Origin of the sequence: Hafnia sp., from assembly GCF_036648275.1 — a bacterium.
Taxonomy (GTDB): Bacteria; Pseudomonadota; Gammaproteobacteria; order Enterobacterales; family Enterobacteriaceae; genus Hafnia; species Hafnia alvei.
Map to the genome: position 1 here is coordinate 44591 of NZ_JAVXIQ010000013.1, position 26326 is coordinate 70916.

At 53.1% G+C, this 26326-nt stretch carries 34 protein-coding genes; 11 read left to right on the forward strand and 23 right to left on the reverse strand.

Going from position 1 to position 26326, the window contains the following annotated elements; translation table 11 throughout:
* The first annotated feature begins 244 nt into the window (after window positions 1-244).
* Window positions 245-1972 (forward strand): LTA synthase family protein, encoded by a 1728-nt coding sequence (locus RSC70_RS12945; protein ID WP_149227540.1) that lies wholly within the window; start codon window positions 245-247, stop codon window positions 1970-1972.
* A gap of 627 nt (window positions 1973-2599) precedes the next feature.
* Here the strand turns inward: RSC70_RS12945 and RSC70_RS12950 are convergent.
* Both RSC70_RS12950 and RSC70_RS12955 read right to left on the reverse strand, forming a co-directional pair.
* On the reverse strand, window positions 2600-2848 hold the full coding sequence (locus tag RSC70_RS12950; protein ID WP_332542655.1) for an ogr/Delta-like zinc finger family protein: 249 nt from the start codon (window positions 2846-2848) through the stop codon (window positions 2600-2602).
* A 39-nt stretch (window positions 2849-2887) separates the two neighbouring features.
* The gene (locus RSC70_RS12955) at window positions 2888-4024 is read right to left on the reverse strand and encodes a contractile injection system protein, VgrG/Pvc8 family (RefSeq protein ID WP_332542658.1); all 1137 of its coding nucleotides are present in this window, start codon (window positions 4022-4024) and stop codon (window positions 2888-2890) included.
* A gap of 153 nt (window positions 4025-4177) precedes the next feature.
* On the opposite strand from RSC70_RS12955, the gene RSC70_RS12960 reads away from it, so the two are divergent.
* Genes RSC70_RS12960 through RSC70_RS12985 form a run of 6 tightly spaced genes read left to right on the forward strand, consistent with a single transcriptional unit; the run spans window position 4178 to window position 9858 of the window.
* On the forward strand, window positions 4178-5359 hold the full coding sequence (locus RSC70_RS12960; RefSeq protein WP_332542659.1) for a phage tail sheath family protein: 1182 nt from the start codon (window positions 4178-4180) through the stop codon (window positions 5357-5359).
* Window positions 5360-5875, forward strand: coding sequence for a phage major tail tube protein (locus RSC70_RS12965; protein WP_332542660.1), 516 nt, complete (start codon window positions 5360-5362; stop codon window positions 5873-5875).
* 48 nt (window positions 5876-5923) lie between these two features.
* Window positions 5924-6241, forward strand: coding sequence for a phage tail assembly protein (locus tag RSC70_RS12970; protein WP_332542661.1), 318 nt, complete (start codon window positions 5924-5926; stop codon window positions 6239-6241).
* A 5-nt stretch (window positions 6242-6246) separates the two neighbouring features.
* Window positions 6247-6402: a GpE family phage tail protein gene (locus tag RSC70_RS12975; protein ID WP_032424037.1), complete on the forward strand. Its 156-nt coding sequence runs from the start codon at window positions 6247-6249 to the stop codon at window positions 6400-6402.
* The gene (locus tag RSC70_RS12980) at window positions 6389-9355 is read left to right on the forward strand and encodes a phage tail tape measure protein (protein ID WP_332542662.1); all 2967 of its coding nucleotides are present in this window, start codon (window positions 6389-6391) and stop codon (window positions 9353-9355) included. The genes RSC70_RS12975 and RSC70_RS12980 overlap by 14 nt, the downstream gene beginning before the upstream one ends.
* A gap of 14 nt (window positions 9356-9369) precedes the next feature.
* Window positions 9370-9858 (forward strand): phage tail protein, encoded by a 489-nt coding sequence (locus RSC70_RS12985; protein ID WP_006117901.1) that lies wholly within the window; start codon window positions 9370-9372, stop codon window positions 9856-9858.
* A gap of 154 nt (window positions 9859-10012) precedes the next feature.
* Here RSC70_RS12985 and RSC70_RS12990 read toward each other — a convergent pair whose 3' ends face one another.
* The 17 genes from RSC70_RS12990 to RSC70_RS13065 all read right to left on the reverse strand — a co-directional run bounded on the left by RSC70_RS12990 (window position 10013) and on the right by RSC70_RS13065 (window position 20493).
* Window positions 10013-10438 (reverse strand): tail fiber assembly protein, encoded by a 426-nt coding sequence (locus RSC70_RS12990; RefSeq protein WP_332542664.1) that lies wholly within the window; start codon window positions 10436-10438, stop codon window positions 10013-10015.
* A 1-nt stretch (window position 10439) separates the two neighbouring features.
* Window positions 10440-11867: a phage tail protein gene (locus RSC70_RS12995; RefSeq protein ID WP_332542665.1), complete on the reverse strand. Its 1428-nt coding sequence runs from the start codon at window positions 11865-11867 to the stop codon at window positions 10440-10442.
* Window positions 11857-12471: a phage tail protein I gene (locus RSC70_RS13000; RefSeq protein ID WP_332542666.1), complete on the reverse strand. Its 615-nt coding sequence runs from the start codon at window positions 12469-12471 to the stop codon at window positions 11857-11859. Before RSC70_RS13000 ends, RSC70_RS12995 begins: the two co-directional genes overlap by 11 nt.
* Window positions 12464-13360, reverse strand: coding sequence for a baseplate assembly protein (locus RSC70_RS13005; RefSeq protein WP_332542668.1), 897 nt, complete (start codon window positions 13358-13360; stop codon window positions 12464-12466). The genes RSC70_RS13000 and RSC70_RS13005 overlap by 8 nt, the downstream gene beginning before the upstream one ends.
* Window positions 13347-13715 carry a GPW/gp25 family protein gene (locus RSC70_RS13010; protein ID WP_332542669.1) on the reverse strand — a complete coding sequence of 123 codons (369 nt, stop codon included), beginning with the start codon at window positions 13713-13715 and terminating at the stop codon, window positions 13347-13349. The genes RSC70_RS13005 and RSC70_RS13010 overlap by 14 nt, the downstream gene beginning before the upstream one ends.
* Complete coding sequence (locus RSC70_RS13015; RefSeq protein ID WP_137273396.1) at window positions 13712-14293, reverse strand: phage baseplate assembly protein V; 582 nt, start codon at window positions 14291-14293, stop codon at window positions 13712-13714. The genes RSC70_RS13010 and RSC70_RS13015 overlap by 4 nt, the downstream gene beginning before the upstream one ends.
* The gene (locus tag RSC70_RS13020) at window positions 14290-14928 is read right to left on the reverse strand and encodes a phage virion morphogenesis protein (protein ID WP_332542671.1); all 639 of its coding nucleotides are present in this window, start codon (window positions 14926-14928) and stop codon (window positions 14290-14292) included. Before RSC70_RS13020 ends, RSC70_RS13015 begins: the two co-directional genes overlap by 4 nt.
* Window positions 14921-15391 carry a phage tail protein gene (locus RSC70_RS13025; RefSeq protein ID WP_332542672.1) on the reverse strand — a complete coding sequence of 157 codons (471 nt, stop codon included), beginning with the start codon at window positions 15389-15391 and terminating at the stop codon, window positions 14921-14923. The genes RSC70_RS13020 and RSC70_RS13025 overlap by 8 nt, the downstream gene beginning before the upstream one ends.
* Window positions 15392-15492: 101 nt before the next feature.
* Window positions 15493-15705, reverse strand: a complete 213-nt coding sequence (lysC, locus tag RSC70_RS21055; protein ID WP_442904296.1) for an Rz1-like lysis system protein LysC — start codon at window positions 15703-15705, stop codon at window positions 15493-15495.
* Window positions 15602-16039, reverse strand: coding sequence for a DUF2570 domain-containing protein (locus RSC70_RS13030; protein WP_332542673.1), 438 nt, complete (start codon window positions 16037-16039; stop codon window positions 15602-15604). Before RSC70_RS13030 ends, lysC begins: the two co-directional genes overlap by 104 nt.
* A complete protein-coding gene (locus RSC70_RS13035; RefSeq protein WP_332542674.1) occupies window positions 16036-16581 on the reverse strand; it encodes a lysozyme in 546 nt (181 codons plus the stop codon). The genes RSC70_RS13030 and RSC70_RS13035 overlap by 4 nt, the downstream gene beginning before the upstream one ends.
* Window positions 16565-16867 (reverse strand): phage tail protein, encoded by a 303-nt coding sequence (locus RSC70_RS13040; protein ID WP_278399442.1) that lies wholly within the window; start codon window positions 16865-16867, stop codon window positions 16565-16567. The genes RSC70_RS13035 and RSC70_RS13040 overlap by 17 nt, the downstream gene beginning before the upstream one ends.
* Window positions 16858-17058 carry a tail protein X gene (locus RSC70_RS13045; RefSeq protein ID WP_278399443.1) on the reverse strand — a complete coding sequence of 67 codons (201 nt, stop codon included), beginning with the start codon at window positions 17056-17058 and terminating at the stop codon, window positions 16858-16860. The genes RSC70_RS13040 and RSC70_RS13045 overlap by 10 nt, the downstream gene beginning before the upstream one ends.
* Entirely contained in the window at window positions 17058-17582 is a 525-nt protein-coding gene (locus RSC70_RS13050; RefSeq protein ID WP_332542677.1) for a head completion/stabilization protein, read from the reverse strand. Before RSC70_RS13050 ends, RSC70_RS13045 begins: the two co-directional genes overlap by 1 nt.
* A gap of 98 nt (window positions 17583-17680) precedes the next feature.
* Entirely contained in the window at window positions 17681-18538 is an 858-nt protein-coding gene (gene gpM / locus RSC70_RS13055; RefSeq protein ID WP_332542678.1) for a phage terminase small subunit, read from the reverse strand.
* Between the two features lie 45 nt (window positions 18539-18583).
* Window positions 18584-19633 (reverse strand): phage major capsid protein, P2 family, encoded by a 1050-nt coding sequence (locus tag RSC70_RS13060; RefSeq protein WP_332542679.1) that lies wholly within the window; start codon window positions 19631-19633, stop codon window positions 18584-18586.
* Between the two features lie 23 nt (window positions 19634-19656).
* Window positions 19657-20493 carry a GPO family capsid scaffolding protein gene (locus tag RSC70_RS13065; RefSeq protein WP_332542681.1) on the reverse strand — a complete coding sequence of 279 codons (837 nt, stop codon included), beginning with the start codon at window positions 20491-20493 and terminating at the stop codon, window positions 19657-19659.
* A gap of 159 nt (window positions 20494-20652) precedes the next feature.
* Between RSC70_RS13065 and RSC70_RS13070 the strand changes: the two genes are divergently transcribed.
* The 4 genes from RSC70_RS13070 to RSC70_RS13085 all read left to right on the forward strand — a co-directional run bounded on the left by RSC70_RS13070 (window position 20653) and on the right by RSC70_RS13085 (window position 24670).
* On the forward strand, window positions 20653-22383 hold the full coding sequence (locus RSC70_RS13070; RefSeq protein ID WP_332542682.1) for a terminase large subunit domain-containing protein: 1731 nt from the start codon (window positions 20653-20655) through the stop codon (window positions 22381-22383).
* Window positions 22383-23441: a phage portal protein gene (locus RSC70_RS13075; protein WP_332542683.1), complete on the forward strand. Its 1059-nt coding sequence runs from the start codon at window positions 22383-22385 to the stop codon at window positions 23439-23441. Before RSC70_RS13070 ends, RSC70_RS13075 begins: the two co-directional genes overlap by 1 nt.
* A 477-nt stretch (window positions 23442-23918) precedes the next feature.
* Window positions 23919-24263, forward strand: coding sequence for a type II toxin-antitoxin system Phd/YefM family antitoxin (locus tag RSC70_RS13080; protein ID WP_332542684.1), 345 nt, complete (start codon window positions 23919-23921; stop codon window positions 24261-24263).
* Window positions 24263-24670, forward strand: coding sequence for a type II toxin-antitoxin system death-on-curing family toxin (locus RSC70_RS13085; RefSeq protein WP_219280618.1), 408 nt, complete (start codon window positions 24263-24265; stop codon window positions 24668-24670). Before RSC70_RS13080 ends, RSC70_RS13085 begins: the two co-directional genes overlap by 1 nt.
* 110 nt (window positions 24671-24780) lie before the next feature.
* On the opposite strand, the gene RSC70_RS13090 is transcribed toward RSC70_RS13085, so the two are convergent.
* The 4 genes from RSC70_RS13090 to RSC70_RS13105 all read right to left on the reverse strand — a co-directional run bounded on the left by RSC70_RS13090 (window position 24781) and on the right by RSC70_RS13105 (window position 26320).
* Window positions 24781-24996, reverse strand: a complete 216-nt coding sequence (locus RSC70_RS13090; protein ID WP_332542685.1) for a hypothetical protein — start codon at window positions 24994-24996, stop codon at window positions 24781-24783.
* A complete protein-coding gene (locus RSC70_RS13095; RefSeq protein WP_332542686.1) occupies window positions 24993-25247 on the reverse strand; it encodes a hypothetical protein in 255 nt (84 codons plus the stop codon). The genes RSC70_RS13090 and RSC70_RS13095 overlap by 4 nt, the downstream gene beginning before the upstream one ends.
* Window positions 25240-25944 carry a DNA adenine methylase gene (locus RSC70_RS13100; RefSeq protein ID WP_332542687.1) on the reverse strand — a complete coding sequence of 235 codons (705 nt, stop codon included), beginning with the start codon at window positions 25942-25944 and terminating at the stop codon, window positions 25240-25242. Before RSC70_RS13100 ends, RSC70_RS13095 begins: the two co-directional genes overlap by 8 nt.
* A 190-nt stretch (window positions 25945-26134) precedes the next feature.
* Complete coding sequence (locus RSC70_RS13105) at window positions 26135-26320, reverse strand: hypothetical protein (protein WP_332542688.1); 186 nt, start codon at window positions 26318-26320, stop codon at window positions 26135-26137.
* Between the last annotated feature and the right edge of the window lie 6 nt (window positions 26321-26326).

Genomic DNA, 26326 nt, shown 5'->3' on the forward strand with positions numbered 1-26326 from the left:
ATTAGCATCATGCCATGTTACGTTTGGAAAGATATATCTGCTCGGCGACAGCTTGACCAACTCTCTCACTTCGATCATCTTAATTTGCCGCATCAATTGTTATCACCCAGACGGCCATATCCGCAAAATCGGCAACCACCGATATTTGAGCAGCTTTTAATCATTCTGATTTACATGCCATTGAATGACACAGCAACATGATGTGCTCTTCTATGAAATGAAATCGCCTGAGGCATAGATCATCATGGGCCAATTTCGCTCACCCGCATCACGCCAGCAGTCAAAGAGTTCAACGTTAAACCATTTTAAGCAAAGCCCTAAAACATGGTCATACAGCCTGCTTTTAGTCATCGTTGCAATTGTCATCCTTGGAGGCAATACGCTATCGGCCATCTATCCGGCAGTCGCCGCATTCAGTGCATTTATTTTTACTGTCGGCTTTTTCTATTTGCTTTCAGGTAGAGCCCTATTTGCCCTATCGATCAGTAGTCTTTTGGTTATCGTGCTGCAGTTTATTAACCAGCTAAAAGTCCACTACTACAAGGACCATTTAATGTTTCCTGACATCTATCTGGCTGCCGATCCCTCCAATACTGCCACGCTGCTGCATTACCCTTCAGCAGGGCTGGCCATATTCGGATTGCTGGTATGGATAGTGGCCACGGTGGTTGTGACATGGCGTGCAGCCCAGCGCAAGACGAACGTCCGCGTATGGTGGTCTGGGGCAGGAATGATCGTTGTCAGTGGGGCATTGGTCGCGCTGTGTGTCACACAGTATCAGCACGTTTGGGCCACAACGCTTCCAGGGGGAACTGGCGTTGTTTCAAACCTTGTGATGTCAGCCAGTGAAGTTGGCTATGAGCCTCCCACTTTTAGCGGCGAAACCGCCGAATATTTTAAACAACGAGCCGCTGCGTTAAATCTCCACACCGCTAGCAACAGCCAACATCCAGATATCATCGTCTTGCTACAAGAGTCTACGGTCGATCCTCGACTCTATTCAGTACCCGATCCGAAAATGATGCCAAGTCTCACCATGTTTGAGCATGGCGGTAATGTAAAAGCACATACGCCAATGCGCGTACAAACATTTGGTGGCGGTACGTGGCTATCTGAATTCGCCCTGTTAACCGGCTTACGCAGCGATGATTTTGGTGCCATGAAAAACTCCGTTTTCTATTCTGCTGTCGACCACGTTAATGACAGTTTATTTAAACAGATGAAAAACAATGGTTATTACACCATCGTGCTTACACCATTTAATAAATCAGCCTATAACGCGGGCCATGCTTACCACGAGATGGGAATTGACCAAATCCTTCAGCCACAAGAACTGGGATATCCCGGTAAACTTGAGGATAACCTTTGGCACATCAGCACCGCCGACATGTTGAAATACGTCAAGCAAATCATGTCGAAAAAAACAGATAAGCCACTGTTTATATATGCGTTAACCATGTATGAACACGGCCCTTATGATGAAAAGCACAGCGACGATTATCATCTAGCAAACTACGTAAAAAATAGTGGTTCTGCTGGCGAGTTCAGCCACTATGTGGAAAAAATAAAGACCTCTGATGCCGCACTAGCGGATTTCTTCCACTTTGTTGATACACGCCAGAAACCGACCATTTTTATGCACTTTGGCGATCACCAGCCTGCTATTGATTGGGCCAATGGCTACACCACCACGCTGTCAGACCCGATGCATTTAACCCAATTTAGCCTGCGTGATAACACCAACTCGCCAGCCGTTACCGATTTAGGGCGAATGACGGATATTGCTTTCCTAGGTGGGATGGTTTTAGAACATGCCAATTTAAACGTTTCGCCGTTTTATCGCGCAAATATTGAAATGCGCCACCTTTGCAAAGGTGAACTCAACGACTGCGCCGACCAAAAACTCGTGGATAGTTATAAGAACTATATCTACGGGGAACTACGCGCTGCATCAAGACACAGCAATCCGTAACCCTCAAAATACAGACAAAAAAAACCCCACCGTAAGGTGGGGAAGACAGGGATGGTGAAGAAACCCAATCAGTAACACAATGGAATAAAAGGATTTATTCTAATCTTCGTCTACATTTTGACTACACTTCGACAAAAGAATCCACAATACAACGAAAAAGCCCCGTTAAAAGTAAACGGGGCTTTTTATTTCTAGCGCTGGATTAATCTGACGATAAGTTCTCTGTGTTTGTCCAAAGGTCATAAAGGCTCCCTTTGACGTACACTTTTACGTGAGCTATTCCGCTAGTCCACCCCATCGAGACCACCTTATCGACACTCACCCCCTTCTTTGGCATAAAGCAAGATGTTTTGAATATCTCAGCCAGAGACTCTTTATCTTTGTGTTGAATTATTGACTGGAGTCTATTGAATTCATCCTCAGAAGTACAAGCTGGGTAATCTCCTTTCAGACTTGCGGCCAATGCCGCTCCCGACCCAAAAAGACCAGTGCAAATGATTAAAGCTGTGAGTGATTTTTTCATCCTTTCCCTACCGTTAGAATTGTTTTGTAATCATTGACGCATTTTTATTATTACTATTTTTTAAGCATTAAATCAAAAAGCCCCGAATGTTAACGGGGCTTTTGTCATAGAGATAGGCTTAATTGATCCCTTCCATAGTGGGACGCTGGAAAAGCATCACGGGGAATGAAATCAGGCGGTAACGGCGCAGTGCCTGCACGTTTTGTTACTTCCCTTTCCACGCTGTTTAGCGTGGTGAATGACCGGCTACACTCCATATTTTGACACTGGTGATATTGCCGGATTGTCATATCGGTTATTTTACGGCTAGTACGGGTGCGGGCCATAGCGCCGCAGAATGGACATCTGAACATAATGATGGCTCCCCTGTGGGAGTTGAACTCCATTTCATTTTATTCAGTTTCCGCTATCCAGTCAGGTATTTTTGCTTCCAGTTCAAGCCTGGTGGTAAAACCGTTGTCGTCAATGACGTGCTCAGCACGCGCAATGATCCAGTCCTGATTGTCTATTTCATCCTTAAAACCGCTAACCGTAACATGCATTTCGGGGTAAAGCTCAGCGCGGCCACGCGCCAGGGTGATCGAAAACTCTGCCGCACCACGCTGAAGCTGTTGCCACTTTGCCGCCGCTGCACGTTTTGCCGCTTCCTCATTCTGATAGGTCTTGCGCAGGACATAAACGTTACCGTCTGCACCCTCCATGTAATCGCCCTCACGGCTGCTGCTCTTCTCTTTTTTGGGCTTTGCAGGCTTGCGGCGCTTAACACTGACCTTTTTCTTTTTACCAAAATTGAGATCCAGCCAGTAAGCCCTAACGCCGGTATACGCATCCCGATCGGCAATACGAAAGCGGTGCCGATCGCCGCTCGTGCGATCAATGCTGGCAGAGGGAAGCGCCTTCCCGTCAGCGGCAACACCACCACCTGGCAAGATAAACAGCAGACTGCCGTTCTTAACGGTGGCAATTGCGCCCAGCATGTCCGCCATGCGGGTAAGGAATGACATATCGCTTTCCTGCGTCTGGTCGGCGTGATCAATCTCAATATCTATGAGCATTTCACTGATCTGCGCCTTCAGTCCGTATCGGTGCGCTATTGCCGACACAACGCGCTCAACGGTCACGTCATGCCATGAGACTTCGCGCTTCACGTTGAATTCTTCACGAAAATCAGCGCTGCGGGCGGTAACGCCGATAGTATCTGCCGGGCCTTCGTGAGAAACCTCGTCAACCGTGTACAGCCCTTTGTAAATCAGCGGTTCACCCAACCAGCCCAATGATACGGCAAGCTCAGCCCCGCGCGGCGGCAGTGCAACCATACCGTCACTGTCATCAATGGATATGGACAGCTGATCGGCATCAAACCCCCTGTTGTCAGTCAGTGACAACGACATGATCCGTTCGTCAAGCTGCGTCAGCACCTTGCCGCCCATCGTGATACTGAATCCCGGACTTTTTATCGCCTCGGTCAGTGAATCGTTATAACTGCTAACGGCGTCGTTAAGTGATTTTGTCAGGTCTGTAAGTGTCATATTCCCCCCCTTCTTCCGGCGAAGGATCCCACGCGCGCGGGAGAGACCAAATCGGTTTTTGTTGTCAGCGTCCGGCCAGACCCACAATAGCGTGAGTGCTCGGCAAACATGGGGGATTATCACTGCGAACTCAATAACGTAATGGTGGAAACTATGGCGGAAGATCGCTTTCATGGTGCCCGCATCCGGGAAAATACCGACCTTGTGGCGGCTATCAATGACATTGAATCGAATGTCATTGGGGTCGTCGCCGTGGCGGATGATGCCGATGCGGAAGCCTTTCCCCTGAATACCCCCGTGTTAGTGACGCGGGTTAACAACGTGCTGGGTAAGGCGGGTAAAACCGGCTCCCTGTACAAAACGCTTAAAGCCATCGCTGACCAGACCAGCCCAAAGGTGATCGTTGTGCGCGTGGCAGCAGCTACGGAAGAGGAAGGCGGTAAAACGCAGGCGCAGCTTATCATGGGCGGCACGGCAGAAGACGGCAGCTATACCGGCATGTACGCATTTCTGACGGCTGAACAGAAGGTCGGCTATCGTCCGCGCATTCTGGCGGCACCAGGCTACGACGCAGAGGAAGTGACCTCCGCGCTGTGCGTCATTGCACAGAACCTGCGCGCGTTTGTTTATGCCAGTTGCTACGGCTGCAAAACGATGGCGGAGGCTACCGCATATCGTGCAACCTTCGCCTACCGCGAACTCATGCTTATCTGGCCTGATTTTATCGCCTATAACCCGCTGACCGGTGAGAACGAAACCTTCCCTGCCCCAGCCTATGCCTGCGGGCTGCGTGCGATGATTGACAACAATCAGGGCTGGCATAAATCGCTTTCCAACGTGTCAGTCAAGAACGTGCTGGGTATTTCCCAAGATGTATTCTGGTCGCTTCAGGCCGAAGACAGTGACGCGAACGAACTGAACAATAAAGAGATCACAACGCTCATCAAGCGTAATGGTTTCCGGTTCTGGGGAAACCGCGTCACGGATACCAAAGATTACATCTTTGAAGTTTATACCCGTACCGCTCAGATTCTGGCTGACAGCATCGCGGAAGCGCAGTTTGAAGCCATTGATGAACCACTTACCCCGGCTAACGTCAAGGACGTGGTCAGCGGTATCAGCGGGAAACTCAGCTCACTGGTAACGCAGGGACGGCTCATCGGCGCTGAATGCTGGTTTGATATCGTGGATAACCCGACAACGGGTCTTCGTCAGGGTCAGGTGCGCATTCGCTATAAATATACGCCGGTTCCGCCTATGGAGGATCTGACGATGTACCAGACCTTCACCGATGAATACTTTGAATCGGCGTTCTCTTCGCTGGGAGGTGCCTAAATGGCGGTTCCTCACAAACTGCGTCTGTTCACCTGCTTTGTGAACGGCAGCAATTGCATCGGCAAAGTCTCTTCCGTGACGCTGCCAAAGCTGACACGCAAGACGGAAGACTTTCAGGGCGGCGGGATGATTGGCTCCGCTGCGGTGGATCTCGGTCTGGACAGTGGCGCACTGGACACCACGATGGTGGTTGGCGGTCTGGTTCAGTCGCTTTTGCTGAACTACTGCGGCGATATCGACGAGACCCGCTTCCGCTTCGCCGGTGAGTATTACACCGATGGTGAAAGCTTGTTGGTTGAAATCGAACTGCGCGGCCGTATCACCGAAATGGACGGAGGCGAAAGTAAGCAGGGAGAAGACACCTCCGTCAGTTACACGATGAAGAATACCTATTACAAGCTCACCATCGACGACAAGCCGCTGTTTGAGTTTGATCTGCTGAACTTCATCTATAAGAAAGACGGCAAGAATATCTATCCTGACCGCATCACGTCTGCGCTGGGAATGGGTAACTAATTAACCTGATGAGTGGCGGCACATCCGTGCCGCCCGGAGTATTCAACAATGAGCAAAAAAAACGACAACGCCATTACGTTGGCAAAACCTGTTGTTCGCGGCGATGAGAAAATTACTCAGGTAACGATCACGGATGCGATCAAACAGGCTGGCTCACTGCGCGGGCTGAAGCTGGTTAACGTGATGAACATGGATGTGGACTCTGTGGCTGTACTGCTGACTCGAGTCACGTCACCGCAGCTCAAACAGACCGAAATCAACGAAATGGATACCCGCGATTTTGTCAGCCTGTCAGAAGCGCTTGTCCCTTTTTTGACGCCTGCGGGGTCTGGAGCATCGAGCGAGGCGGAGACGGAGAATCAGTAACACTCCTGCGGTTCGACCTGATCGACGATCTGGTCGCTGATATCGCGGTTGTTTTCAACTGGCCGCCCTCTGAAGTCTTCACGATGGAACTGGGCGAAGTCATAGCCTGGCGTGAGCGGGCGGCTGTCCGAAGTGGAGCCAGTGACAGTGAAAAGCCTTAATATCCGCGTCGCGTTCAGCGCGATCGATAAACTTACCCGCCCGGTCAATGCCGCCCGCCAGAGTGCGGGCGGTTTGTCAGAATCTCTCAAAAAAACGCAGTCCAGCATTAAAGATCTGGACAGTCAGTCCCGCACGTTCAACCGCCTGCGCGACAGCGTACAAAAGACCTCCCGCAAAATTGACGACGCCAGCCGGACGCTTGAAGGGCTGAATCAGGCGCAGCGGGAAGGTACACTGCTTACAGACAAACAAAAAGCACATATGGCAGCGTTGGCCGCAAAGCTGGAGCGCCTGAACTCTGCACGCACGCAGGAAATGGTGAAGCTGCGCGCAGCCTCACAAGCACTACGCGGCCACGGCGTTTCGCTGGTCGGCAGCGATCGCACCATTCAGAGCGCCATACGTCGAACTGAACAGTACAACCAGACGTTAGAGCGGCAGCGGAGACAGCTTGCCGCTGTCACACAGGCACGTGCGCGCTACGACCAGATGCAGCAAACGGCGGGCAAACTTCGCGGAGGTGGCACGATGGCCGTTGCCGGGGCCACTGCTGCCGGTTACGTAGCTGGTCGCTTTTTATCCCCCGCCGTTGGGTTTGATCGGGAAATGTCCCGCGTGCAGGCGCTGACCCGCATAGATAAAAGCTCAGTAGACTTTTCCGCGCTTCGTGATCAGGCCAAAAAGCTGGGCGCAGAAACACAGTTCACTACGACTGACGCTGCCAGCGGGCAGGCATTTCTCGCTATGGCCGGTTTCACTCCGCAGGCCATTCAGGCCGCACTCCCCGGCGTGCTCAATATGGCGCTGGCCGGTGGTATGGATTTAGGCGAAAGCGCCGATATCAGCTCAAATATCCTGTCTCAGTTCCGCCTCGATCCCAAAGAAATGGATCGCGTCAGTGACGTATTAACCGGCGCGTTCACCCGTACCAACACCGATCTGCAAAATATCGGTGAGGCGATGAAGTACGCCGGGACAGGTCTTTCCAGTCTTGGCGTCAGCGTCGAACAGACCACGGCCATGATCGGCGTGATGGCGAACGTGGGTCTGCGCGGGAGCATAGCCGGTACAGGTTTACAGGCTACATTTTCACGCCTTGCCGCGCCAACCGGCAGGGCGAAAGATGCCCTTAAAGAATTGGGCGTACAGGTCGCTGACGCAACGGGGAAAATGCGCCCTGCTGAAGTGGTTCTAACCGATCTCTATAAAAAGATCAGCAAGTACGGGGATACCGATAAGCTCTCATTCTTCAAAGATATTGCCGGTGAAGAGGCGTCAAAGTCATTCCAAGCTCTGGTTATATCGGCCGGGAGCGGCGAACTTCAGAAGCTGCTGGGTGAACTGAAAAACGCCAAAGGTGAAGCACAGAAAGCCGCAAAAATAATGGCGGATAACCTTGATGGCGATCTCAAAAATCTGGACAGTGCCTGGGAAGGCTTCCGTATCCAGATTAACGATCTCGTCAACAATCAGCTTCGCGGCCTGACTCAGGGACTGAGTGACGTTGTGGGAAATATGACGCAGTGGGCGAAAGAGAATCCGAAACTCGCCCAATCCCTGCTGGTTGTCGGCGGTAGCATTCTAGCACTGACCGCCGCCATTGGCGGCACATCGCTAGCGATCGGTCTCCTGATGGGGCCGCTGGCTAAGCTCCAGTTAGGTTTTACCCTGCTGACAGGTGGCAGGGGCATAACCGGAACGATTGCCGCTCTGCGAACTCTCGGCACGGCTTCCGGCCCAGCAATGGCAAGCGTGCGCGGATGGGGGCCTGTTCTCGGCTCGTTAGCAGGGAAAATACGGGGAGTTTCAACCATCATACCCGCTATGCGTGGCGCACTTATGGGGGTATTTCTTGCCCCCGGTGCCGCGCTGGGAATGCTGGCTAAAAACATCGGAATGCTTGCTCTTCGCCTCACGGGTTTTACGACCATATGGAGCATTATCACAACTGCTGTCTCTGTGCTGGGTACTGCGCTGTCACTGCTGTTGAGTCCGATTGGCCTGATAGCGGCGGCGTTTATCGCTGCCGGGGTTCTTATCTGGCGTTATTGGGAGCCTCTTAAAGCATTTTTTGCGGGTGTATTTACCGGCATCATGGAAAGACTGGCCCCGTTACGTGAGACCTTCGCGCAGTTCAGCCCTATCTTTGATGCGATAAGCAGCGCTGTTAGCCAGGTCTTTAACTGGTTCAAATCTCTACTTTCCCCAATGGAATCCAGCAAAGAAACGCTGGATAAATGCGCCAGCGCCGGTGAGGTGTTCGGTAATGTCCTAGGCGGTGCGCTCCAGCTTGTCCTGGCTCCCGCAAAAATGCTGCTGGATACATTAGCTTGGATCCTTGAAAAACTCGGTGTTCTGCCAGATGAGGCCGAAAAAGCCAGGAAGAAGATCGAAGACGCACAGCGCATGGCCGTTCTTCAGGACAAAGTCGCCCTCCTGCAGGGAGATATCGCCAAGGTTGCGCCGAAAAAAGCTGAGGTGAAAAACACTCCCCCCGGAACACCACAACCCACATCACCGCTGACCGGCGATAATGGCACTATGCGCCGGTTGCAGAATATCGACAGCAACACCAAAGCGACAGCCGACAACACGAAGAAGATTGGCCCCGGCGATATTGTATTTAAAAACCTGCCGCGTGCGCTGGCCGTTCGTGGGGAATGGAAGGAATCACAGCTGGCCAGCACGGTCAGGAACAACGGGCTAAGCGCACGCCCCGCAGTAGTGGCGGCATCACTTCCCGTCAAGCAGGTGGAACTCCCGCCAGTCAGCCGCAGCGCCAGCAATATACCGGTTTCCACTGGCGGCTTTACGGGAGAAATCCACGTTCACCTGCACGGCGTTGACCGACAGGACGCGCGCGAAATTGGCCGGATTGCCGCTGACGCAGTAAATGCCGAAATGGCCCGCCTTGCGCGGCTCAATCGCGGCAGCTTTAAAGACAGAGATTAAGGGGAGGCAATATTATGATGATGATATACGGGATGTTCGTTTTTGAACTGAAGACACTGCCTTACCAGCAGTTACGCCACTCGCTGAACTGGCGTCATGTGAAGAATGACCGCATCAACCGATCGGCAAAATGGCAGTACATCGGCGCGGGGGAGACGCAGATTAACCTCGATGGCGTGCTTTACCCTGAAATTACGGGCGGAGACGTGTCTCTTACCGTCCTTGCAACGCAGGCATACACTGGGCGTCCGTGGCCTTTAATCAGCGGAGCGGGGCAGATTTACGGGATGTATGTACTGACCGGGCTACAGGCCACGCATACGGAGTTTGACCGCTACGGGAAGGCGAAAAAGATAGAGTTTTCGATAAGCTTCCAGCGTTGTGATGAGGATCTACGCGAACGTCTGCAAGCGTCGTCTGTTGGCGATCTGCTTTCCGGGCTGAAGGATAAAGCCACATCCGCCTATAACTCTGCCAGTAATACGCTGTCGGGTTTGTTCTGACAGCATCCATATAAAAACTAAAGCGGGCATTTGCCCGCTTCATCTTCCGGCACACACCGCCATAACTGACCATGCTGCAGCACCGTTAAAAATGACCGTACTCGATGCACATAGCCAGCACGGTTAAAACTGGCGGTGCTGATAGAATACATATTTATTCCGGCTTATCAGGCCAGTTAATATCTGGCGCAGTCGAGATATTAACCGCATCCAGCGCATCCAGATAATCCAGCCAGTCGTTATATTGTGCTTTCTCTGAATCTTTCAGACGTCCCATCGACGCTTTTCCGGGCCATTGCTTGCTGTTCATATATTCATTGGCTTGATCAATTAATAACTGCTTTTCTGCATTTGCTGCCGCCACCTGCTCTTTATGGGTCGGTGGAGGAATATCAGTCCACTCCGGATAACCATCCTTCCCCGCAACCCGCATTTTACCCGTTGGCGGGACCTGAAATTCTGCAAAAGTATCTTCATCAACCTCTACGCCATATTCAGGCCACACCTCAGCCGCTACATAAGCGTCTTTCATTGTGATCGGATAAAATGCGTTAGTTTTAGCATCGTAAATGTATTTCATTTTACTTTCCTATTGCTATCCAGTTTGCCCCAGCGCCGGTGCCTGACCCCACACGGGAACTCATCAAATAAAACGCCGTTGTTCCTACCGGGGTTGCAGCAAACGCCGGACAATCATTAGCGGCGTTTATTGCCGAATCAAAAGCAGCAACAACAGTAAAATTTGTTTGCGTAAAAGGGATAGGAAGAATGATCGTCGTTGGATAACCTTGAGAGCCAGATATAGAGATACCACGCTGGATAATTGTTCCGTCTGGAAATTTCACCCAGCCAGCCCCGGACGTAAATTCGCCATGCTGAACTGCATTAACGATACGACTGTCATTACCCTCCGCAACAGTATTAGCAGACGTTCCAACATTGCGCGTTGCTGAACTACCAAGCCCAAGATTAGTTCGCGCCTCTGAAGCATCTCTAGCACCTGTCCCACCGGATGATAATTGCAGTGCAATATTTCCAGCAGGAGGGTTTATGGAGTACGCTCCCCAACCACCATTCTGCACAAACACATATGATTTCCGGTCTGGTGACCAGATTCGGGTTTCGCTGGAGTCCTGATCAAATCTTCCCAGACCTAAATTTTTAACAAAAAGCGCAACATCAGAAATATCAGCACCATTCTGGTTTTTTTGCATAGACCCGGTAATGCGTGAATCATCCCCGGCTGCAACGGTATTTTGCGACGTACCCACATTGCAGGTCGCGCTTCCACCTAGCCCTAAGTTCTGGCGAGCAAGTGCCGAGTTTGGCAGGTCCGCCAGGTTGCGCTCCTTCGCCAGCCTCGTATTCGCATTATCCATCGCGATTTTTACGGCTTTTAACGTTGACGCCTGCGACTCGCTATCACTCGTTACGCTAGTGCTTAGCTGTACAAAACCCTTCTCTGTCGTGGATGCGTCCGGATGGTTACGTGACTGCTCATGTGCTCGCAACTGCTCGTCAACATAACTCCTGACCTCAATAACTTTACTGTCAACATACTGGCGAGTTGCCAGCACAACAGCGGGGTCAATCTTCAGCGTTACCGCTTCGGTACTGCTGACAATAAGGATCACGCGAATAACCTGCACGCGCCCGCTACCTTCCTGTAACAGCGGTTTATAGGTCTCTGCGCAGTTAGCGATAGCAATCATATCGCCATCTTTATCAAAAAGACCGATTTCACGGATCCACCATCCGCCCACATCTTCCGGTATAACCTGTTCCGCAATAATCTGGTTGGTGTTTACCGGGTCGATGGTCAGCATGTTAAGTTGTGCACGGCGCAGCTCATGCGTCAGCGCGGTTTGTGCTGGGTTCGGCGTCGGCAGCGCGCCATTGCCATCGCCCACGGCCATCTGGGTGATTTCAACCTTTGCACCCAATGCCGTGGCATTTGCCAGTTTTGCCGCCCCGATATTGGTTAACAGGGCAAAATATTTAGTCGCCACTTGCGATCTCCACGGTATCAATTAAATGGACTGCCGCGCCGGTGTAGTCACCACCGCCCACGGATATGGTTTCAGGAAAATAAGGATAAACGGTCAGCGTATCGCCGATATAACACCCGGCCCCGACTTCGATATAGCCCTGCGACTGAAGCGAAAGGGACAGACCAGTCAGGTGGCGACTTCTCGGCTTTGCATCGTCAATAAGGCGCTCAAGCTCAAGATAGGTTTCCTCCGTAATCCCTTGCTCCTGTATGCCGATTTCAAGCTTGAAGGTTCCCGGCTCTTCGCCGCTCTGCCACCACTCGATCACGCGCAACAGAAAGCCGAACGGTTCAACCACGCGGCGCAGAGCGGAAATAGTCCCTTTCTGACGGTGAACCAGCCAGGAGGCTTTAATCACCTGCCGCTTGGTCTGTTCTGACCAGTTCTTATCCCAACGGTCAACTGACAACGCCCAGGCGAGATAAGGCAGAAGATCAGCGGGGCATTCGTCCGGGTTCCACAGCTTGCGCAGGTCAACAGGAATATCGGTCAGCCGTTCCGTCACCTTCTCCGTACTGCGCATAAAACCGCTGACCGAAGGCGGCAGCATGTTGTTATTCATCGGTGCCCCCGGTCTCAATCGTGAAGGACTCACACCGCGCGGCCTGAGTATCAGCGATCACAATATCGCTGGCAGGCTCCAGCAGCTCCACCCTTTGCACGCCCTGAACATGCAGCGCCGCCATAATGGCTGAACGGGCAACGTCACGGCCAATCTTGCCCTGCTGATTCAGCCAGGACTGAAGCGCGTCCTGCGCGGCGGTATGGATTGGTTCAGACTCCGGGCCGGGGTAGAAATACAGCAGCGCATTGATCTGATAATTCACTATCTCCGCTGCCTGAACGGTCAGACGATCGGCAACGGGGCGCTTATCGTCAGCAGACAGCGCTTTATCCACCGTCGCCAGCAATTCCGCACTGGCAGCGCCGTCGCCTTCGGTGGACAGCACAGAGACCACCACCACGGCAGGCGACGGGCTGATCGCTTTGGCGTCCGCCACTTTGCCGCTGGCACTTTTAGCAAAATATTCATATGCGCCAGTTGGCCCCGCCACGCTTAGCCCTTCAAACGCAGCCTGCGCCCGCAAACGCAGTGCGGTATCACTTTCCGTTACCGCGTCAGTAGTTGCCGTCTCCGGGGTGATGATCAGGCGTTCGGTGTTCAGGTTGCCCGCGAGATTATCAAGATCGGACGATACAGCATGGCTCAACATACACGCCGCCGCACCGTCATTAATCCGCTGTCTGAGCATCATTTCACGGTAAGCAACCACCTGAGCGATCACGTTCAGCGGTTCGGACTCCAGCTCCAGCGCGGCGGCAACGGATGCCTGCTGTTCCTGCGGGAATGCCGCAAGCATGACGGCTTTGACCTCGCTGAGAATGACTTCAAAATCCAGCACTTCGATAATTTGCGGCTGCGGTAGCTGCGATAAATCAACTGTTGCCATTGCTGCCACTCCTTAGCGTCAGCGCACTGCCTGCCGTCTGCATGGTTTCAGTGATAATGCCGACCAGTTCAGCGGTAACAGCGCCATCCTTTGAATAACTGATATTGATGCCGTTCAGGGCAATACGCGGCTCCCACATCGTCAGGGCGATCACTGCCGCACTCATACATTGCAGGCGCGTTACTTCGTTCTGTGGTTCATCCAGCAGATCGGGGATCATGCTGCCGTAGTCCCTCCGCATAACCCGGCTTGCCAGCGGCGTGGTCAGTATGTCGCGTACTGAATTCCACAGCTGATCGGTATCGGTAAGCTGACCCGCGCCGTCCGGGTTCATCCCGGTATAGCGGACTGTCATTTCGGCCCTCCGGTGTTGCTGCTGCCACCCTGCACACCACCATGCACGTGCGAATGAACCGTCACCCCGTTAGACGAAAGCGATCCGCCAGAATGGGTAACATTGCCCTTCATCGTGCCCCCCTCCGACAGTTCGAACGTCCGCGCTTTCAGATGGTTGGTGCATTCCACAATCGGTGTTTCAAGCGTGACGCTGGCAGAGGCTTTGATATGTGCTGTCTTCATGCCCTGCGCTTCCAGCGCACTGGCTTCTGCGTCATAGCGGAAAGAGGCACCGTCTGGCGCTGTCAGCACAATCTCTTTCAGGCTGCTGCCCGGCGCAGGGTGGTCACTGCTGTAGAGACTGCCGATAATGACCGCCGTTTCAGGGTTGCCACCGATACAGCCCAGCCAGACCTGCTCACCCACGGAAGGCGGCACCCAGATACTGAATGCCCCGGCGCGCGTGGTGTTCCAGCGCAGCCAGTCGGTCTGAAGCTCGCCGCTTTGCACGCGCACGCGCCAGCTCTCTTCATCAACAGCAATAACGACACCGACGCGCAGGATATTTTCCAGTAGGCGGATCAATTCAGCGCTCATCGTGCGGCACTCCCTAGGCTGTTAACCACCTGTTCCGTAATCATCCGCTCATCGGCAGCGGTAAATCCCAACAGCTCACGCACCGGATATTTAGCAAATGCACTCGGCCCGACCTGATCGCGCTGGCCGTACTGGTGCACACGCGCAATGCGCGCCGCCACGCCGTCATAACCCACGGAGGTACCGCCCGCATCAGCGCGCATTTTGAGAAAGCGATAGCCACGCAACCGCTGAAACATTGGCACTTTCTTTGTGGTGCTGCGGCGCACTGAACGCGTATTGATCTCGATGTAACGTTCAATATCGTTGCGGTAAAACGTGCGAATATCGTTGCGCTCTTCGTCAAAGCCGGTAATGGTGCGCCCGTATTTTCCCCGGCCACCGTGCCAGTTTTTGAGGCGACGGATCTCCCCCTGCCAGACAAACACAATACCTTGCTGAGAACGTAGCACCCGGCGACGACGGGCAGGATATGGCGAGCCTTCAGGATTTTGCTGCGCTTTGATGCGCTGTTGCTGGCTCTTTCGCAGTGTCTGGCCAACCGCGCGGGCGGTGCGAACACGTCCGGCCTGCGAGGTGCCCGCCAGTATGTCGCTGAAAACCTGATCCAGTTCACGGAAGAGATCGTTACTCATGCGCGTCAGCCTCCCACGTCACATCCTCAAAGATCGCGCTCCAGTCGCCGTCTGCTGACGGAATGCGCGATTTAGGTTCCGGCAAATGTTCCGCGCGGGGGATACCGTTTTCATCCAGAGAAACCTTCACGCGCTCGCGCAGCGGCATTTCAAAAAGAATGTCGGCGGTATCATCGTTGTTGATAAGGGTCGTAAATTTAATGTCTCGGTTCTTCTCGGGGTTCAGCAGCAGATCGGGCTGGTTGTGCCAGAGCCATGCCATTAACGGTAATGTGAAATCATCAATATCACCGGCAAAGCTCATCACAAACAGCACTAGGGTATAACGGTACATAAACGACGGTGTTTCGCCGGTCGTCTCAATGCTCCCTTCTTCCACAAAAACGGTGAAGGCTTCAGGGTTAGCCCTGCACCATTTGTTTGCACGGGTCAGGGTTTCGCGTAGTGAATCAACTTTCAGCATGGTGATACCCTCTTAACGCCCGAAACGTTCAATCACGCCCGCAATGATCCATAAATAAATAAGCGTCCAGTAAGGATGAGCGCTCAGGTATTCGAATAAAGTCATTGTGTGGCCCTCGCGTGGTCAGTCAGTCTTTTTAGGCGGCGCAGATCGAGATCGGCTATCGCCGCCTTATCGGCATTGCAGGTATCCAGCGCATCACGCAGGTGATCACTCCAGATGGCTATTGCGCCCCACGTGACGGGGGCGAACAGTTCCGGCGCTGGCGTTGCTGCCGTCAGGCTTTCCGGTACCGGTTCGTGTACGATTTTCACTTGTGGCTGCGGCGGTACGGTGTTGCAGGCTGTTACTGACAGAAGCAGGCACAACAGTACTGGCACACGTATCGTCTTTGATGGCATCGCGCATATTTTCACGTCGCATTTCTCCCTGAGTGTTTCTTTGCTGTTCGGTTGCCCGCAACTGTGCAAGGACTTCACGGGCATCAGCTGTCAGCGCACGCAGTTCACCCAACACCTCACCATTGCTCTTCACCTCGCGGGAAAGCGCTTCATTGCGAACGGCGTCTTTACCTCGCTGATGTGTCTGCCAAAGCAGGCCACCAGAAGCCAGCGCCAGCAATACGCATAAAATAGCTATAATCTTCATTTCTCAGTTTCCACGTCACGCAGGCACCACGCCTTAAAATCCGTTCTCCGGTTAACCAGCCCCTGACTGCGTTTACCGCCGCTGTTTACAAAGTCCGTCAGCCGGTTACACATCGCCTGCCATTCATGCGCCTGCGCCTTTTTCCAGATGGTCGTGCGTTGTTTTCGCTTCTGGCTGTCCGTGAACCACATCAGGCCAGTGCACCCCACATTTAGACCTGCATCCGTCATGGCCTCAAAGGCAGACTGCGGCATATAACCGCCTTCAAAATTCTGGTTAATACAGTTTTCAGCGTGCCGCATATCGTTAATCCATCGGCCAGCAATCTCGCTGTCGCTGTACTCCCGCTTCTCAACGCGCCCTGTCGAACCTATTCCGACCGTTAGCACGCCAGCCGTGCAGTAATACGGTGTGTTCCGGCAATCTTCCCAGCCAGCAATCTTTTGCTGACCTTCAGGCGTTGTGCGCAGTGCGCTTGGACTCAATGTGATACCCAGCGCAACAATGGCCGCGATGGAGCACTTTTTAATAAGTTGTTTCATCTTCCGGCTCATTCTGTTGCAGAAGGTCAAGCGCCCGACGCTCTGACTCACTCATTTGCCTGTGCGCCGCCTGCTCAAGGATCTGGTTAATCAGTTCGTTGCGACGCTTCTGCCCCCGTTCGATGCGGGCACGATAGAGCCATCCACGGGCACCAAAAACCATCCCGACGAAAAGACCAGCCAGCGCAATCTTTTCGCTCAGTGTCATTACGCCGATACTCGTGACCATTGCTGACATAGTGAATGTCAGCCAGTCATTCAGGCGCTGAAAAAAACTTAACCCCATAGCTGCACCATCTCCTGTGTCGCTTTGCGCGTGATTTCCGGCAGTTCAATCTCTTGACCAGCATCAAGAAAAACCTGCTGGCTCAGTCCGGGATTGGCAGATAATACTTTTTCGGTCACGCCCTGCGTGGTGCCGTAGTGCCGCCAGCAAAGCAAATCCACCGTATCCCCCTGCAACGCCCTCACTTTCATCAGCAAAGCTCCGCATAGAGTCGCGGTGTGTCGCGAATGTCGGCGATACTCCAGCGAGCATCCCGCCAAAGGTCATCCCGTTGCAGGTCAAGTGCGGCGGCATCTTTGTCGCCTTTCGCTGTCGTATCAACGTCGCGATAACCTTCAAGTACCAGCGCCCTGGCAATCGAATAAACCGCACGCCGGAAGCGGTAGACCTTCACGTTTTCACCGTTGATCATCAGCTTTTCCATCTCACCTGATGGCAGGGCTGAAGGCACATCTTCCAGCGCGTGAAAACCTGCTTTGAGCTGACCGGCGCGCCAGTCCAGCAACTGCGCGGTAACATGGGCTACCGCTTCCGTGGTGACGTGCATCAGTCTGGACGTGGTGATACCACCAGTGATACGCGCGGCCAGACGGAGATCTGCCAGTTTAATCACCGGCCAGAAGTCCCCTGCGCTGACGGTGGTATCGCCATCATCAACATCGGGGGTATCGCTGTCGGCAGGCAACACGCGCTTATTTGCCACAAGACTGCTCATGCACTTATCTCCCATAAATCAGGCGGTGGGCGGGTGGTTAAAAGACCGTAAACGGGCAGATATCCACCCGCGCCGCCTGTCGGACGGGGCCGAAGTCGTTAATTCTTTTTCTGGCTGGCAGGTTTGCGTTTTGTCGCTTTGCCTGTTGCCGCCTTGGTCGTGGTTTTACGCGCCGTCGCTTTACCTGCTGCGCTGGCGGTGGTGGTCTTTTCAGGAACAGGCTCTGCAGTACTGTCAATTTTGTCGGTGCTGGACGCTTCGTTTTCACCTGCGCCGCCATCCGCAGAAAGCTTCTTAACTTCGCGGGCAAGCGTGGCTATCTCTTTTTTCACCCCGGCATTAGGGTTACGCGTCAGCGCCTCCCGGAACAGCGCCAGTGCCTCCGCTTTGGTCGTGATATCAGTCGCGCCACGGCGGGCAAGCGCACGGGCCTTGCACAACTTGGCGCGCACCACATCCGGCATATCGCTGTCAGCGACAATTTCTGCCACTTCGTCAAGCACGGTGATACCGGACGATAAATCAGCGTCAGCATCAGCGGCCGCGAGCGTCAACAGTGGTTTGCTTATTTCTTCGGTCAGGAAGGTGGCTGCTGTGCGGTTGAAGTTATCCGGCAACGTCAGCCCGTGTCGCACCACATAGCGCCCCAATCTCATCACAAGCGCATAATCACGACAGTCAATCGCCCAGACCATCAGTCTGGTAATAACTTCATCCTGTCGTCCGCTGTCGCCGTCGAGCGTGCCTTCAATCCATCCCTCGTATTCAGGCAGCATGGATTTTTTCATTTCGGCTTTGGTTTCTTCGGACTGCACGCCGCTGAGGCGGGACAAGTCCATACGCAGGCGATGCAGAATTTGCTCATGCGCGGTGCGCTGGATATCGGATTCTTCATCCGCCTGGCCCCGGCGTTCTGCCATGACCTTCTGAAAATGTCGTTGTGCCGGTGTTAACATCGTCACTTCTCCCCGTCATGGCGGGGCAATGCCCCGCCGCTTCTGTCACTCGCCTGCCGATTCGGCTTGGGCGAACTGAATGCCGTCAATGAACGCAACATTGCCGTAATCCTCAATGACAAAATCATCGTTTGAAGACTGGTAGGTTGCGATACGGTTGTATTCCGGCTCTTCTTTGATCGTCCGGCGCAGACCGCCACGCTGGTAGTAAATCGACAGGTTTTTGAACGGTGTGATCAACACGCCATTCACTGGGAAGTAAGGCGCGATAAAGGTCGGCATATTTCCTACACGCTCCTGCGCAACAATCAGCTGACCGGCCAGCATTTCGGTATTTGGGTTGGTCTGGCTTAACGCGTTGATGGCCGAGAAATTGCTGCTTGTCAGCAGGTCGCCCGCCAGAATCACCACGTTATCCGGGTTACGCTTGTGCCACTCATCCATGAGGCTGTTTTTAGCGTCGTACACCGCAGCGCCAATGTTGCCGTAAGTGCCTTTCGCGACGACTTTGTTATCCTCATCGCGCGAAGTGATCGTTACGCCTGAAATGACGCGGTGTGGCGCTTCTTTACGGATTTTTTCCAGCCAGCCAATGCCACAGTCCTGCAACAGCGGATTAGTGGCGCGGTCAGACGGATCGCTGTACTTAACACCGTTAAAGCCAATCATGATACGGTCAAGCGACATCTGACGAGCCATAGCCTTACTGATCAGCGGCTGGAACTCCGGCATATGCGACCACGCATCAAGCTGTTCATAGCTGATGCCGTAGTCATAGTTGACCTTGCGGCACATGTAGTCGAACGGCTCCATGGAATGACTTGAGCCGGGGTTGCGGCGACTGGTGACGCTGTTGTTTACGCCAGCCATCGGGCCTTTGCTGCCGATCAGGACTTTCTGTCCGATCTGCTGGTTAACGCCAAACACGTTAATCTTGCTCAGAAAAGAATCATCCTGCTGTGCGGCCTGCTCAAGGCGCTGCTGACGTGTCGGATCTACAGCGAATTTTGCAGCAATAGCGGCGGTGGAAACGCCGTTGAGCTGTGCCTGCCGGGCGATGTACTGATCAAACAGCTGGCGGGTATTGTTATCCATGTTCTCTGCTCTCTTTGTGAATATCAGTAATCAGCCAATTGCGCGTTAGCGCCACCGCTGGCGGGTTCCCGCTGGCTGAAATTGGCGTCTGTGCTTCCCAGCTTGCTGGTCAGCGCGGCAAGATCGGAGGTCAGCTTCTGGATGGCCTGGCTATCCCGCTCGCGGGCGCGGCTCAGGTCGTTAAAACTGTCCAGCAGATCGGCATGGGATTGGGCGACGTTCTCTACGGCGTCGCGCACCTGGCTGAACTGCTCACCGTCAGATTTACGGCCTTTGCCGATAATCCCCATGACGCGCCCGAACCACTGCTTACCTTCATCGCTGCGCTGCTCAGCCAGTTCGATAATTTCAGCCTCAATGGCATCGGTGAACAGCGGGGCTTCACCCTGCTGATTGTTGAAGGACATAACCTGCTGACGCTGCTGCGCGGCAAATTTCAGGCGCTCGGTACCGAGGCTTGCCGGGGTATCGGTCATAGCCAGCCCCATGACATACGCCTTGCCGTTAAGCGCAAACTGCGGGTGCAGTTCAATGCTGGAGTAAATTTTCTTACCTTCTTCCGTCAACTTCTTCATGCGCTCAGAAGGTTCAATCTCGGCGTAAAGCGCGGTGCGTCCGGCGAGCGGGCCTTCGCTGATATCTTCAGCACTCAGCGCCGTCACATCCCCCATCGCGCCGAAATCACTGCCGGGGAAAGGCGAAAGATAGTGCTCCACGTTGACGCGTGCGCCGTACACGTCCGGGCTGTAGTTTGCTGCTGCATCACGAAGGTGCTCAGGGCGAATCTCACGCCCGTCAACGGTGGCACCAGAGACAGCAACGCGGAATTTCTTACGGGCTGGTTTAGCTGCGCTAGCCATGTTGATAATCCTGTTGAGTGGTTTCTGTGCGGCCATGATGGCAGAGCGTAACTTGCTGTCTCAACGAGGTTTTGTTGTCTGAGGAAGGCCAGACCATAAAGAGGGCGATAGCGGGATCGCGCGCGGGGTAATCTTCACTCCATAAACGGTGGAGGGCAGATGATACAAGACGCTTTTGTACGTCAGAGGGCAAAACAACTTTACTGGCAGGGCTACCCGCCAGCGGAGATCGCGCGCCTGATGGGAATTAATCAGAACACAATTTACGCTTGGAAGAAACGCGATGAATGGGATGAGACCCCGCCTATTCAGCGTGTAACCCAGACCTTTGATGCACGCCTTATCCAGCTTGGCAAAAAGGACAACAAGACCGGAGGAGACTTCAAGGAAATTGATCTGCTGACCCGACAACTGAAAAAGCTGTCTGACGGACAACCGGCAGGGACTGATTTGGGTAAAAAACCACGCAAGCGCAAGCTGAAAAACCATTTCACCGAAGAACAGATCGTCGCGCTGCGAGAGAAAATACTGGATTCCCTTTCGTGGCATCAACGCTGCTGGTATGAGCAACGCCACCACCGAAACCGCATGATACTGAAGTCCCGCCAGATTGGTGCAACTTGGTACTTTGCACGCGAGGCGTTGCTTGATGCACTGCGCGACGATGTGAAATACCCGTACCAGCGCAACCAGATATTTCTGTCTGCATCTCGCCGTCAGGCGCACCAGTTCAGGGGGTTCATCCAGAAGGTAGCGGAAGAAGTAGACGTTGAGCTTAAGGGCGGTGACAAAATCGTACTCAGTAACGGCGCTGAACTGCATTTCCTCGGCACGTCCGCTGCGACGGCGCAGTCATATACAGGCAACCTGAAGTTCGACGAATTTTTCTGGGTCAGCAATTTCACCAACCTGCGAAAGGTTGCAGGTGCGATGGCAACGCTGAAGGGGCTGACGCGTACCTACTTTTCCACGCCGTCAGGCGAGACCCATGAGGCTTACCCGTTCTGGACGGGCGATCGCTGGAATGAGAAACGCCCGAAGGCACAGCGCAAAGCGTTTGATGTGGGCTGGAAAACGCTGAACAGCGGGCTGCTATGCCCGGATAAAACCTGGCGTCAGATTGTCACCCTGAAGGATGTGATAGAGCACGGCTGGGAGTATACCGATCTTGAAGAAATTCAGGATGAAAACAGCGAGGATGAATTCCGCAACCTGTACATGTGCGAGTTCGTTCGCGATGGTGAGTCCGCCTTCAACCTGAACGCACTGATTGGCTGCGGGGCAGATGGTTACGATGAATGGCCGGACTGGAAACCTTTCGCGTCCAGACCTATGGGTAATCGTCCGGTATGGATCGGTTATGACGCCAACGGCAGCAGCGGTAACGGTGATAGCGGCGCGATTTGCGTTGTGGTGCCACCACTGGTGCCGGGCGGTAAATTCCGCACGGTGGAAACGGAACAGGTGCGCGGCCTTGAGTTTGAAGAGCAGGCAAAAGTTATCGAAAATTTCACCTTCAAATACAACGTACAGCACGTTGGCATCGATGTGACGGGGGGTAACGGTGAGGCCGTTTACCAGATAGTGAAAAAGTTTTTCCCGATGGCGATGCCCTACACCATGTCAATGACGTCAAAACGCGCCCTAGTGCTGAAAATGCTACAGCTGATCCGCGCTGGACGCTGGGAATATGACCGCAGCGAACGCGCCCTGATCAATGCATTTAACTCTGTTCGCAAGGTCAAGACGCCAGGCGGATTCATCACCTATGACACTGACCGCGCGCGCGGTGTCAGCCACGGTGATTTAGCTTGGGCGAATATGCTCGCCATTATTAACGAACCGCTGGGCCAAGAGAGTGGCAGCGGCGGGTTTGCTATGGAGTTCTGATGAAGAAGCGCACCTACAAAAACAAACACACTGTCAGCAGTGACAGTGCCGGACAGCCTGATATTTCCGACGCGCTCAGAAGCGATCCGGCGCTCAGCGCCTTCACGTTTGACGGGCCATATTCGGTAACAGACGGCTATGATTTGCTGGACAGCATGTGTTGCGTCGATAACGGCCGTTACTACGAGACGCCAATAGACTGGAAAGGGTTAACCCGTGCATTCACACAATCCCCGCTGCATCAGTCGGCGCTTTACTTCAAGCGCAATGTGCTGACTGGGTGCTATATCCCACACCCTTTACTCTCACGACAAGCCTTCTCTGCGTTTGCACTGGACTGGTTTGTCTTCGGCAATGCCTATCTTGAGCGTCGGTCTAATCGTCTGGGAGATCCGCTCAAACTTAAGCATGTACCGGCACTGAACACGCGACGTGGAAGCGACCTTGATACCTACTGGTTTATCCGGCAGTGGAAGGACGAATACGAGTTCAAGGCGGGCGAAGTCTGCCACATCATGAACCCGGACATTCATCAGGAAATCTACGGTATGCCTGAATATATGGGTGCGTTACTGTCCGCCAGCCTGTCACACTCTGCCGATAAGTTCCGCAAACTCTACTATGACAACGGTTCTCACGCCGGATGTATTCTCTATGTTGGTTCGGAGAAGGTGGATCAGGAAAGCATCAAGGTGGTGCAAAAGACGCTGTCACAGGCCAGAGGGAAAGGCTCCTTCAAAAACGTACTGATACATGCACCGGGTGGCGGCAAAGACGGCGTGCAACTGTTGCCGTTCAGCCAGATATCGGCAAAGGATGAGTTTCTCAATATCAAATCAGCAACGCGAAACGATTTGCGCGACGCTCACCGCATCCCGCCGCAGTTGATGGGCGCAATGCCGGAAGGCAACGGCTCGCTCGGTGATGTTGAGAAGGCCGCGCGCGTCTTCGCCATCAACGAAATGTTGCCCGTGATGGAAGCCATGAAGGGCGTCAATGACTGGCTCGGACAGGAAGTGATCCGCTTTAATCCCTACGCTCTACTCAAAGACGAGTAACCAGATTCCCCGCCGCGCATCCTGCGGCGATTCTCCTTCAGTAATTTTCAATCCCCGCATGGTCTACCACCATCTGAGTACCATTCAGCATGACCTTTAGCGCCCCTCACTCAGAGCGCATGAGCGCCATTCTGGCAGGCGCAATTTGCAATCGACCCCGAACACATCCAGAAGCGAGAAAACGCGTGGAGAAGGCGGAAAAGGCTGAGTAATGACAATTAAAGGTATCACCTCCCTGCCCTCCGTCGCGTGGGCTGTTCCCCCGTCACCTGCGCGCGACTTTTGCTTCGTTTTTTGTGCATTTGCCAATCCGGAGCCAGACCGTGCCGCAACAGGGCGGAAAGGACATAAATAGCTTCAAAAAAATTGTGCAAATTTGTGCACTATTGTGCAGTGAATAAAACAGTCGTGGAGCGTGTTATTATTGCGCAAATGGTCGTTATACTTACGCTATAAATGCGGGCAATGGAAATGAATATGAAAACGGTAACTGACGCTGAATTTCGGGCAAATCTCGGCGACATGCTGGAGTATCTTCGCTCTGGTGGGAGTATTGCCATCACGGGGGAAGATCAGAAAAGTGTAATTCTGTCAGGCGCAGATCTTAACCCGGAATATCTTGCTGCCAATGAGGGGCTTCAGGAGTTCCGCGAAAGGGCAAAAAAAATGAGCCAACAACCGCTTGTTCAGGCTGTGCGCGATCTCGAAAAGCGCCACCCGGCACTATTTTCTCAGGGGAAAAAAGCGCTTTCCTTTGAAGACGCCATGAAGCGCACAAGGGAAAAGCACGCTGAAATCATCAAACGACTTGAGGACAACTAATGGATCTGGTTTTTCTGTCAAAGGAGGAAGTGGAGCGTATCCATGCAGAAACACTCCCGCAGAGTGGGAACGCTAACGCCGGTCTGCTTGAAGGTGCGCTAAATCGCGTCCAGACCCTGCACCACTATGAAGGTATTGATGATATTTATGCCCTAGCCGCCATGTATCTGATCGGCATAGCAAAGGCCCATGCCTTCCATGATGGCAATAAGCGTACTGCCTTTCAGGCTGCATCTATCTTTTTGATGATGAATGGCTCTGAGCTTTCAGCTTCACTTTTGCTGGTTAAATTAACTGTATTTGCAGCGATGGGCGCGGCCAGTCTGGAAGAAACCACCTTCGCCCTTAAGCTGCTTTCAGATTATGGAAATGAGCTAATCAATGACTATGAAGAAGACTATCTTTAACAGTGGAATATGTATGGCAAAACTTGATGAATTTGACGGATTTTAAGTCACCGTCCACCTGATAAGCCGCCAGCAATTGGCGGCATTTTCATTTAGTTGCGGTACAAATATCAAACTTTCATAAGATTTTTAATCACAATTCTGACTACATCACCGTTAGTTTCTTTCTCCTTAGCCAGTAGATAAGCCGTGTGCTCATCCTTAAGCGACACGGGGTCGGCGCAACTGGTTTCATCATGTTCAACGGTAACGGCACCATTACCGTTATAGATTGCATATCCCTTTGCATCGTATCCTTCAAAGTAGCTGATATAACCGGATTTCATACCAAAGTCTCCTTAACGTTGTTATTGCCCTTATAACCTTGCCCTTTCTCTGCCAGCGCCCTGATCGCCGGACGTGCTAACACCATGTTTTGACAGTGGTGAATGGCACGGCAAAACTCATCCCGTCCCATTGGATGCTCAACAGGCAATCCAAGGTAGAGATTCCACGCATCACCTAAAAGCTGGGCTACCTTCTGTTCTTCAACCGTCAGCAAACAAGCTGAATCACTAAACACCTGATATTCACCCATGATTACCCCCGTCGACTTCATTTAATGCCACCATGATCGCCAGCCGCTCAGCAGGCGGAAGGGCTGCATATTTCGCGCGCCACCGCTCAACCTTTCGCTTAATACGGTGCCGATCGTTGTAGTCTTTCCCGGCAAATGCGTGGGAATACGCGCGCCCCTCCGGGTAGTTCATCCAGATTTTTTCTGTTCGCACCCCGCCGCGCGTCATGGCCTGAAATTCTTTACTGCGCCAGCCCGTTAAAGTTTCGTCATAGAGCCGCGACGGATAGCCAGACAGGATCACGCTGACGTTTTCCGGTAAACTCATGAGGCAGACTAACAGGCGCTCATGATCGGCAACGGTATATTCATGACGGTAGCGGGCGCGACTGGTGCGCGTTTCAAGCAGATAGGGAGGATCGGAATAAACCAGCACGCGGCCATGTTGAGTAAAGTCTTCTCTTTCCAGAAAACCTACCGCATCACCGTGATATAGATTCCACCGAGGCGGCGTTTTCCCCATCTTTGACCAGCGATCCCGCGTTAATTTAAAAGCATTTTCATCCACATCAATTCCAATCGTCCTGGCTGCAAGCGGCTTGAAAAACATCACCGCACCGCTGCCCAGATGCGTTTCAATGTAGGTATCATGCGGCGGCATCTCGGCAATGATTTTTTGATAAACACCGCTACCGCCTTTACTCCCTAAATAACTCATCAGTAAAACCTCGCGTTACAGCTGCAGCACTGCCAAAAATGACGGTGCTCGATGCGTATGGCCAACATTGCCAAATCTAACAGTGCGCTACCCAATGAGCGCCACTTTGTGGCGCTAGCGGACTCTTTGCCGCCCGCGCCCGCAGAATCGCCACTCCCCGCGCAACAAGCTGCGCAGGTCATAACGATTGTCACCAAACCCATTGGCTCAGCACCTCATATAGCGTCTCACCAACAGCCCGAATACAGATCCAAGCGAATAAAACTACCGCTGCCGCAATCCATGCCGCCCGGCGCTTTGCTGGTACGTTCGTCCGCATCCAGTCATAGGCCGAAACCGCCAGCAAAAAACCGATAACATCCAGAATCGTTTTCATTTTTCC